The sequence below is a fragment of the Actinomadura verrucosospora genome (genome assembly GCF_039540335.1).
Lineage (GTDB): Bacteria > Actinomycetota > Actinomycetes > Streptosporangiales > Streptosporangiaceae > Spirillospora > Spirillospora verrucosospora.
Genome location: NZ_BAABEV010000069.1, coordinates 18,777 through 27,592, shown reverse-complemented (window position 1 = coordinate 27,592; position 8,816 = coordinate 18,777). Strand labels below are relative to the sequence as shown.

The window sequence follows — 8,816 nt, the reverse complement described above, 5'->3', positions numbered from 1 at the left end:
GGGCCCGCCGGCTGGGCCCGCGGCCCCGGCGCGCCCCCGCCCCAGGGGCCCGGCGCCGCCGGACGCCTGCCCGGCGGACCCGCAGGCCCCAGAGGCGGCGGAGGGCCGGGAGGCGGGGGACCGGGCGGGCTCCTGAACGCCGGGACCCCCAGCGCCGCCGTCACCGCCGCCCTCAACGCCGGCGCCGCCTCCTACACCTGGGTCGCCGCCGCCGTCGGATCCAACACCGCCGCCGGCTACCAGCTCGCCACCGGCCGGCCCGTGATGGCCGTCGGCGGATTCAACGGCACCGACCCCGCCCCCACCCTCGCCGAGTTCCAGCGCCTCGCCCGCCAAGGAAAGATCCACTACTTCGTCGGCGGCGACCGCGGCCAGAACCGCGGCCCGGGAGGCGCCACGGCCCGCGGCGCCGGCAGTGGCAGTGGTGGCAGCGACGCCGCCCAGCAGATCAGCGCATGGGTCGCCGCGCACTACACCCCCGCCACCGTCGGCGGCGCCGTCCTGTACGACCTGACCCCCGGCGCGGGGTGACCGGTCGTCCCGCGCGGGGAAGGGAGGAAGGAGAACGGCACCAGCGAACAGGGAGTGACCCGATGGCCGACACGCTCGACGCCGACGAAGTCGCCGACCGCCTGCGCGGCCTGCCCGCCTGGAGCCGCGACGGCGACCAGATCCGCAGGCAGGTCACCGCCCCGTCCTTCCCCGCCGGGATCGAGGTGGTCGCCGACGTCGCCCGCGCCGCCGAGGACGCCGACCACCACCCCGACATCGACATCCGCTGGCGCACCCTGACCTTCGCCCTGACCACCCACAGCGCCGGCGGCCTCACCGGCAAGGACTTCGACCTCGCCGCGACGATCGACGAGATCGCCGCCCGGCACGGCGCCGGGTAAGGCCGCGATGGCCGTGCAGGTGGCGGTGTGCGGGCCGGGCGAGTGCACCGAGCTGCAGTGGGACCACGCCTACGAGACCGGCCGGATCCTCGCCGGGCGCGGCGCCGTGGTCGTGTGCGGCGGGCACGGCGGCGTGATGGCCGCCGCGGCCGCGGGCGCCCGCAGCGCCGGCGGCGCCGTGGTGGGGATCCTGCCCGCCGCCGACCGCGCCGCCGCCGGGCCCGACCTCACCGTCGCCGTCCCCACCGGCCTCGGCCAGGCCCGCAACAACGTCATCGTCAACGCCGCCGACGCCGTCATCGCCGTCGGCGGATCCTGGGGGACCCTGTCGGAGATCGCCCTGGCCATGCGCGCCGGGCGCATCCCCGTCGTCCAGCTCGGCGGCTGGCGCGTCCACGACGAGGACGGACGGCCGGTCGGCGGCATCGTGCACGCCGCCGACCCCGCCGCCGCCGTCCACGCCACCGGCCTGTGGCCCTAGCCCCGCACCCCGGTGCGCGGCGCGCGCGGCCGCGCGCGCCGCAGGATGAACAGCGCGAGGGTGAGGCACGCGGCCGCCAGCAGGATGACGCACGCCACCGTCAGCGCGGTGGTGTAGCCGTGCACCACGGCCGCGTCCGGGCGCGGATGCGGGTGGGAGGCCAGGTAGGCCGCGGTCGCGCCGGCGGCCAGGGTGTTCAGCAGCGCGGTGCCCAGAGCCGCTCCGAGCTGCTGGGCGGCGTTGTAGGCGGCCGACGCCGCCCCGATGTCGTGGCCGCGCATGCCCTCGGTGGCCAGGGCGGCGGTCGGGGGCATCACGCAGCCCAGGCCGAGCCCGGTGAGCACGAGAGCGGGAAGCAGGGCGAAGGCGAACACGTCCGTGCCCGCCGCGGACAGGCGGGTCAGGACCAGCATCCCGGCGGCCGCGGTGAGCAGGCCCGGCACGATCACCGCCGCCGGCCGGACGCGGCCGTGGAGCCTCCCGGCGACGAGCACGGACCCGGCCAGCGCGGCCAGCGCGTTGATGATCAAGGTCAGTCCGGCCCGGACCGGTGAGTAGCCCAGCACCGTCTGGGTGTAGTAGCTCATGAACAGGTAGAAGCCGAACATCGCCACGAACATCAGGGTGATGGCGCAGAACGCGGCGGCGCGGGCGCGGTGCAGCAGGACCCGCATCGGCAGCAGCGGCCGGGGCGCGCGGATCTCGACGGCGGCGAACGCCGCCAGCAGCGCCGTCCCGCCGGCCAGGAGCGCCAGCACCTCGGCCGAGCCCCACCCCAGCGGTTCGGCCCGGTTGAACCCGTACACCACCGCGGCGAATCCCGCGAGGCTGAGCAGCGCTCCGGCGACGTCCAGCCGCCCCCGTTCCGCGATCGGCCGGTCCGCGGGCACCAGCGCGACTCCGAGCGCGGCGAGCAGCGCGATCGGCGCGTTGATGTACAGGCACCAGCGCCAGCCGGCGTACTCGGTCAGCAGGCCTCCGGCGATCAGGCCGATCGCCGAGCCCCCCGCGCCGACCGCGGCGAAGACCCCGAACGCCCGGCCGCGTTCGCGGGCCTCGGTGAAGGTGGTCGCCAGCAGCGACAGCCCGGCCGGCGCGAGCAGGGCGGCGAAGACGCCCTGCAGCGCCCGCGCCCCGAACAGCATCAGCGGGTTCACCGCCGCGCCGCCCAGCGCGGACGACGCGGCGAACCCCGCCAGCCCGACGAGGAAGGCGCGCCGGTGGCCGAGCACGCCGCTGACCCTGCCGCCGATGAGCAGCAGCCCACCGAAGGCCAGCGCATAGGCGGTGATCGCCCATTGCCGGTTCCCGTCCGACATCCCGAGCGCGTGCTGCGCCGACGGCAGCGCGATGTTCACGATCGTCCCGTCCAGGACCACCAGCAGCTGCGCCGCGCTCACCACCGCCAGCGTCCACCACCGCCGCCTGGACGCGCGTCCCCGCCCGTCACCGGGCGCCTCGACGGCACTCGCCGTCACCTGAGTCGTGCTGTCTCCGACATCCATGACCTCCAGCGTTCCGTTGAAGGCGGCCCGGAGACTTCTCGCCGCTCGCGGCCCGTTCATCAGGGCCGGGCGGCCGACAACTCTCAACCCGCCCTCGAACCCCCCGGCCCCCGCTCTGATCGGCGGCGTGGACGCGGGAGTCCGGTATCCGATGGCTCACACGAAGGAGCGGCCCCAGGGGGCCGCTCCTTGTTGCGGGGCTACGCCCCGGGTTCTGCTGGAAGATCAGTGGGCCTGTCGCCAGAGCTCACGCTTCCGGGCCCTGGCGGGCCCGCCGATCCCGTTTCCGGCGTCTGGCCGCAGCCCTGCGGTTCCGCACCGCGTGCGCGACGGCGACGCCGATCGCGAGGAGAACGAAGCAGACGGCGCCGACGATGGCGCCCTTCAGCGCACCGTCCCCGATGGGATCGTCGAGGCCGCCGTTCACCATGTCGAAGAAGGCGCCCCAGGGGCACCCGGCGGCGACGAACGCGACGAACGCGCCAAGGGCCTCGACGGCGTTCCCGTCCTCCGCCGGGCGGTCCACGGTGTTCTCGATCCTGCACATATGATCACGACCTTCGGTCTTTCGTTCCGAGCTCCGGACGCACCGGAGCAGCCCTGGACGACCAGGGCTGGTCTTGACCGTGCGCGGGCGAAGGCCGAAGGCCACACCTCGATCCCGCCGGGCGGGGGCCTAGTGGGCGGAGAAGCCGCCGTCCACGAAGATCGACTGGCCGGTGACGTAGGCCGAGGACGGCGACGCCAGGAACACCGCGGCTCCGGCGAAGTCCTCCGCCAGGCCGTTGCGGCCGGCCAGGGTCCGCTCGGCGAGCGCCCGCACCTTCGCCGGGTCCGACGACAGGCGCGCGTTCAGCGGCGTCATCACGAAACCCGGCACGAGGGCGTTGGCGGTGACGCCGCGGCTCGACCACGCCTCGGCCTGCGACCGGGCCAGCGCCACCAGCCCCGCCTTGGACACCCCGTAGGCGCCGCTGGTCACCGACGCCCGGAACGCCTGCTGCGAGGCGATGTGGATCAGCCGCCCGAAGCCGCGCTCGGCCATCCCCGGCCCGAACCGCTGCCCGAGCAGGAACGGCGCCTCCAGGTTCACCGCCATCGTGGCGTCCCACACGTCGGCGCCGAGCTCGTCCATCGGCGGCCGCAGGTTCACCCCCGCCGCGTTGACCAGGATGTCGGGCTCGCCGAACGCTGACGCGGCGGCCTCGGCGGCGTCGGCGACCGCCTCACGCGACCCCAGGTCGGCGCTCACCGCCGCGGCCCGGCAGCCGTGCCCCTCCAGCTCGCGGACGGTCGCCGCGAGCTCGGCCTCCCGCCGCGCCACGACCACCACCGAGGCCCCGGCCCGCGCGAGCGCCCCGGCGATGGCCCTGCCGATCCCCGAGCTGCCTCCCGTCACCACCGCGACCCTGCCTTCCAGCGAGAACAGCTCGGCCAGGTACGGGAGGGAGGAAGGATGATCGCTCATGAGCGCAGAGTCTAGGGGGAGGGCGGCGGGTCGTCCGGCGGGTCCTCGCCGCGGCGGCGGTCCCGCCACACCACGAAGACGATCACCGCGACCACCACGAAGGTCGGCACGAAGAACGGCACCGCCGTGATGATCGGATGGGACGCCAGCACCCCCTGCGCCGTCATGCGCCCGCCTTCGCGGCCGCCCCGTCCCGGGCCGCCCCGGCGGGCCCGGGACGCTCCGGCAGCCGCCGCGCGATCCGCGCCACGCCCCAGCCGAGCGACAGCACCAGCGCCAGGGTGCACAGCAGCACCATCGCCGAGCACGCCGCCCACAGCCAGCCCGGCACGTCGGTCTTCAGCTCCCGCTGCAGGATGGTCCGCTCGCCCTGCAGGTCCCGGGTGAAGCGCGGCGGCGCGGGCAGCTCCTTCGCGCCGATCGCCGGGTCGTCGGGCAGGTAGACCGGGACGCCGGCCAGCGTCCGCCCGTCGTGGACGCGCACCAGCGTCTTCCACTCGCCGTGCAGCGGCATCGGCTCGCTCGTGCGGTAGACGCCCTCGCGCACCCTGACCAGGCGGTCGACGTGCAGGCCCTGCCCCTGCCAGCCCGTGACCGTCACCCAGGCCGGGCCGTCGACGGCGTCCGCGGGGGAGAACTCGACGCGCGCGTCGGCGGTGCGGTGCGCGGCGTCGCCGCGGACGCCGGTGAGGGTGACGGTGGCCGTTCTGCCCTGCGGGACCGAGACGACCAGCCCGTTGGCGACCGCCGCCGCGACCGCCAGGATCGCCGCCGCGAAGAGCCCGCGCGCCACCGCCGGGCGCGGCGCCCGCCCGTGCAGCCCCTCGGCCAGCAGCGCCCCGCACAGCCCGCCCGCCACACCGCCCACCACGGCCATCGCCATGCCCTCGGCCACGATGTCCGGCGTCCACGGCAGCCGGAACGCCACCTGCCCGTAGGCGTACTCGGCGCCGAACCCGGCCGTGCCGATCAGCACGCCCGACACCGCGCCCAGCGCCAGCGGCCGCCGCGCCAGCGCCAGCGCCGCGACCTCCACGCACACCGCCTCGGCGAAGTACAGCGGCACCGCCGCCCACAGCTCCCCGATCACGCCGCCGACCAGCACCGACACCCCGCCGCGCACCAGCATGTAGAACACCACGGCGAACACCGCGCCGCCGCGCCCGGCCCACAGCCGCGCCGCGACCAGCGCGCAGCCCGCCGCCAGCGCGATCAGCAGCGGCTGGTGGACGAGCCGGAACTGCGGCACCCCGAAGTCGTACTCGGCCTGGAACACCGACAGCCCGATCAGCAGCCCGCCCGCGTGCATGCAGCGCCGCACGTACCGCAGCCACCCCGGCGGCTGGCCGGCGTCCCCGCAGGCGCGGCGGCCCTCCCGCTCCAGCACCATCATCGCCACCAGCGACAGCCCCGCCCCGCCGATCAGCATCAGGTGCGTCGGCCCCCACAGCGTCACGTCCTGCCCGAAGATGCGGTGCCAGACGTCGTCGAGCGGGAACCCCAGCAGCGCGTAGAAGCCGGCGCCGGCCAGCAGCACGCCGCCCGCGGGGGCGTGCCAGTCCCGGGTGATCCGCACCGAGGCCGCGCCGGGGCGCTCGCCCCTGGGCAGCACGACGGCCAGCACCCCGGCGGTGAAGATGCCGAACAGCCCGATCAGGATGGGGTAGTGGGCGATGTTGGCCAGCGGCCCCTCGTCCCGGCCGTGCGAGATGTGCAGGGAGATGTCCCAGTACATTCCGAGCAGCGCGACCAGCAGCGACACCATCGCGACCGGGATCGGCAGCGCCGCCCACCCCGGGGTGCCGCGGCCCGGGCCGCGGGTCGCCAGGTCCGCCGCCCGCGCCAGGACGGTGACGCGGCCGCTGCGATGGCCCCAGCCGAGCACCAGCAGCACCGCCGTCAGGGCGGCCGCGGCGGTCGAGGCGATGAGGATCTGGTCGAGTGCCGCGCCGCCCGCCGGTTTGGCCGGCGCCGCGGCGAGCCGCGCCGCGACGCCCGCGCCGCCGATCGTCGCGCTCATGCCCGTCACGTGCTCCACCACCGCTGCTCCCTTGACGCGCGAACCAGGACGGCCCCGTACTGATCGGGGCGAACTCCCAAGCGGAGTATGCCACTTTCCAATGTGTCATTGTCTAGTGTCACACTTTGTGGTGTGCGACACCGGAACGGAAGGGGAGACATGCGGCGGACACGAGCGAGAGCGACCGCGGTGCTGGTCACGGCCACGGCCGCGCTGACGGCGGTGGCCGCCTGCGGAGAGCCCGCGTCACCGCCGTCAGGCGCGCGGACCGGTACGCCGCCCGCCGCGACGGGCGGCGCCCCGGCCGCGTCCGGGCGGCCGGCCGTCCGGATCGCCGTGACCGTGACCGGCGGGAAGCCCCGCACCGCGCAGCGCCGCGTGAAGGTCCCCCGCGGCGCCGCCGTCGAGATCACCGTCACCGGCGACACCGCCGACGAGTTCCACCTGCACGGCTACGACCGCGAGCTTCTGCTGCGCCCCGGAGCGACGGCCGTCCTGCGCTTCACCGCCGACACCCCCGGCGTGTTCGAGGCCGAACTGCACCACTCCGGCGCCCGCGTCCTCGAACTCCAGGTCGGGTGACCCGTGCACGTGCTCGCCCACGGGCTCGGCGGCCGCACCGACCTGCCCCTGGACGCCGTCGCCGCCATCACCGGCGGCGGCCTGGCCGTCGCGGCCACCTTCCTCGCCCTCACCGCCGCGTGGAAACGGCCCCGCCTCCACCCCGACGCCGGGCGCCCGCTGCCCCCCGCCCTCGCCCGCGCGCTGGACGCGCCAGCCCTCACCGCGGCCGGGCGCGCCCTCGCACTGGCCGCGTCCGCCCTGGTCGTCGCCGTCGCGTTCGCCGGACCCGCCTCCGACGCCCGCAACCTCGCCCCGTGGGCACTGTTCGTGACGTTCTGGGTGGGCCTGGTGCCCGCCAGCGTCCTGCTCGGACCCGTGTGGCGCCGCGTCAACCCGCTGCGGACCCTGCACTCCGCGCTCTGCCGCGCCACCCGCACCCCGGCGGCGGGGCGGCGCCCCCTGCCCGCCCGGCTCGGCTACTGGCCCGCCGCCGCGTGGCTCACCGGATTCGTCTGGCTGGAACTCGTCGCCCCGCACCGCTCCGACCCGCGCCTGGTCGGCGCCCTCATCCTCGCCTACGCCGCCGCCAACCTGGCCCCCGCCTGGTGGTTCGGCCGCGACTGGTTCACCCGCGCGGACGGGTTCGAGGCCTACTCCAGCCTGCTGGCCCGCCTGTGCCCCGTCGGGCGGCGCGGCGACGGCGCCCTCGTCCTGCGCACCCCGCTCACCGGCCTGATGAAGGGCGACCCCGAACCCGGCCTGACCGCGACCGCCTGCGTGCTGATCGGCTCGACCGGATTCGACGGCGTCACCCGCACCACCTACTGGCGCGACAACGTCGACCCCGCGAGCGTCCGCGCCGGAACCCTCGGCCTGGCCGCCGCCGTCGGCGCCGTCGCGCTGCTGTACGTGGCGGCGCTGCGGCTCAGCGCACGGCTGACCCGCCAGGACCCGGCCCTCCCGCACGACCGGTCCGGGCCCGCCCGGTTCGCCGCGACCCTGCTGCCGATCGCCCTCGGCTACACCCTCGCCCACTACTTCTCGTTCTTCGTCCTGGAGGGCCAGACCACGTTCATCCTCGCCAGCGACCCCTTCGGGACGGGACTGAACCTGCTCGGCTCCACCGGCAACCGCGTCGACTACGACCTCGCCGGCCCCACCCTCGTCGCGCAGGTCCAGGTCAACGCCATCGTCCTCGGCCACATCGCCGGGACGATCGCCGCGCACGACCTCGCCCTGCGCGGCCCCGGCCCGGCCACGCGCGGGCAGCTGCCCATCGCCGCCGTCATGGTCGCGCTCACCTGCGCCGGCCTGTTCGCCCTGCTGAGCGGCTGACCGCCCGCGCCGCGCGTACCGCTCAGCGCGCGAACTTCCACCGCATCGCGCCGTAGGGCTCCACCGTCCCCACCGCGAACACCGTGTGGAAGGTGATCCGGTAGACCCACCACGGCGGCGGCCCCGCGCTCTGCGCGCTGTAGGGCGCGGTGAACGCCTCGCCCTCCACCCGCGCCGGCCACCCGCCGTCCCGGTACCCGGCCGCGACCGCCTCCAGGACCTCCGGGTCGGTGACGCGCCGGGCCTCGCCCTCCAGCACCACGTCCCCGACCGGCGTGCGGACCGAGACCGTGCACGCCGGGTTCGCCGCCAGGTTCCGCGACTTGCGCGTGCCGGGCCCGCTGACGACGTACAGGTCACCGTCGTGCCACAGCGCGCCGACGCCCGCCGAGTGCGGGCGCCCGTCCGGGCCGGCCGTGCCGAGGAACACCGGCGTCTCGGGCTTCGGCAGCGCCGCCTTCAGCGCGTCGCGCACGCCGTCCCACGCCAGCTCTCCGGCCCCGTAGATGTCGAGGTCGCGCGCCTCGACGGGTTCGCGGTCGCTCATCGT

11 protein-coding genes are annotated in these 8,816 nt (G+C 76.1%); 5 read left to right on the top strand and 6 right to left on the bottom strand.

Going from position 1 to position 8,816, the window contains the following annotated elements:
- From ABD944_RS40140 to ABD944_RS40130, 3 genes are all read left to right on the top strand, one after another.
- Nucleotides 1-531, top strand: a 531-nt coding sequence (locus tag ABD944_RS40140; RefSeq protein ID WP_486303778.1) for a mannosyltransferase YkcB-related protein, incomplete at its 5' end; no start/stop codon positions are given.
- 62 nt (nt 532-593) lie between these two features.
- Nucleotides 594-893 carry a 4a-hydroxytetrahydrobiopterin dehydratase gene (locus ABD944_RS40135; protein ID WP_345186951.1) on the top strand — a complete coding sequence of 100 codons (300 nt, stop codon included), beginning with the start codon at nt 594-596 and terminating at the stop codon, nt 891-893.
- 7 nt (nt 894-900) lie between these two features.
- Entirely contained in the window at nt 901-1,374 is a 474-nt protein-coding gene (locus ABD944_RS40130; RefSeq protein WP_345186948.1) for a TIGR00725 family protein, read from the top strand.
- On the opposite strand, the gene ABD944_RS40125 is transcribed toward ABD944_RS40130, so the two are convergent.
- From ABD944_RS40125 to ABD944_RS40105, 5 genes are all read right to left on the bottom strand, one after another.
- On the bottom strand, nt 1,371-2,879 hold the full coding sequence (locus tag ABD944_RS40125; protein ID WP_345186946.1) for an MFS transporter: 1,509 nt from the start codon (nt 2,877-2,879) through the stop codon (nt 1,371-1,373). The two genes, ABD944_RS40130 and ABD944_RS40125, sit on opposite strands and share 4 nt — an antisense overlap.
- 247 nt (nt 2,880-3,126) lie before the next feature.
- Entirely contained in the window at nt 3,127-3,426 is a 300-nt protein-coding gene (locus tag ABD944_RS40120) for a hypothetical protein (RefSeq protein WP_345186944.1), read from the bottom strand.
- A gap of 129 nt (nt 3,427-3,555) precedes the next feature.
- Nucleotides 3,556-4,347 (bottom strand): SDR family NAD(P)-dependent oxidoreductase, encoded by a 792-nt coding sequence (locus ABD944_RS40115; protein WP_345186941.1) that lies wholly within the window; start codon nt 4,345-4,347, stop codon nt 3,556-3,558.
- A gap of 11 nt (nt 4,348-4,358) precedes the next feature.
- Nucleotides 4,359-4,514 carry a hypothetical protein gene (locus ABD944_RS40110; protein WP_345186938.1) on the bottom strand — a complete coding sequence of 52 codons (156 nt, stop codon included), beginning with the start codon at nt 4,512-4,514 and terminating at the stop codon, nt 4,359-4,361.
- A complete protein-coding gene (locus tag ABD944_RS40105; protein WP_345186936.1) occupies nt 4,511-6,385 on the bottom strand; it encodes a hypothetical protein in 1,875 nt (624 codons plus the stop codon). Before ABD944_RS40105 ends, ABD944_RS40110 begins: the two co-directional genes overlap by 4 nt.
- 141 nt (nt 6,386-6,526) lie before the next feature.
- Between ABD944_RS40105 and ABD944_RS40100 the strand changes: the two genes are divergently transcribed.
- Together ABD944_RS40100 and ABD944_RS40095 are read left to right on the top strand one after the other, a co-directional pair.
- Complete coding sequence (locus ABD944_RS40100) at nt 6,527-6,949, top strand: cupredoxin domain-containing protein (protein WP_345186934.1); 423 nt, start codon at nt 6,527-6,529, stop codon at nt 6,947-6,949.
- A 3-nt stretch (nt 6,950-6,952) separates the two neighbouring features.
- Nucleotides 6,953-8,266 (top strand): hypothetical protein, encoded by a 1,314-nt coding sequence (locus tag ABD944_RS40095; protein ID WP_345186931.1) that lies wholly within the window; start codon nt 6,953-6,955, stop codon nt 8,264-8,266.
- A gap of 22 nt (nt 8,267-8,288) precedes the next feature.
- Here the strand turns inward: ABD944_RS40095 and ABD944_RS40090 are convergent, their stop codons facing one another.
- Nucleotides 8,289-8,813 (bottom strand): pyridoxamine 5'-phosphate oxidase family protein, encoded by a 525-nt coding sequence (locus ABD944_RS40090; RefSeq protein WP_345186929.1) that lies wholly within the window; start codon nt 8,811-8,813, stop codon nt 8,289-8,291.
- Nucleotides 8,814-8,816: the final 3 nt, after the last annotated feature.

Excerpts from the sequence above, each read along its gene's own strand:
- ABD944_RS40115 (WP_345186941.1), bottom strand. The coding sequence starts at position 4,347 with ATGAGCGATCATCCTTCCTCCCTCCCGTACCTGGCCGAGCTGTTCTCG.
- ABD944_RS40125 (WP_345186946.1), bottom strand. The coding sequence starts at position 2,879 with ATGGATGTCGGAGACAGCACGACTCAGGTGACGGCGAGTGCCGTCGAG.
- ABD944_RS40135 (WP_345186951.1), top strand. The coding sequence starts at position 594 with ATGGCCGACACGCTCGACGCCGACGAAGTCGCCGACCGCCTGCGCGGC.
- ABD944_RS40130 (WP_345186948.1), top strand. The coding sequence starts at position 901 with ATGGCCGTGCAGGTGGCGGTGTGCGGGCCGGGCGAGTGCACCGAGCTG.
- ABD944_RS40120 (WP_345186944.1), bottom strand. The coding sequence starts at position 3,426 with ATGTGCAGGATCGAGAACACCGTGGACCGCCCGGCGGAGGACGGGAAC.
- ABD944_RS40100 (WP_345186934.1), top strand. The coding sequence starts at position 6,527 with ATGCGGCGGACACGAGCGAGAGCGACCGCGGTGCTGGTCACGGCCACG.
- ABD944_RS40090 (WP_345186929.1), bottom strand. The coding sequence starts at position 8,813 with ATGAGCGACCGCGAACCCGTCGAGGCGCGCGACCTCGACATCTACGGG.
- ABD944_RS40110 (WP_345186938.1), bottom strand. The coding sequence starts at position 4,514 with ATGACGGCGCAGGGGGTGCTGGCGTCCCATCCGATCATCACGGCGGTG.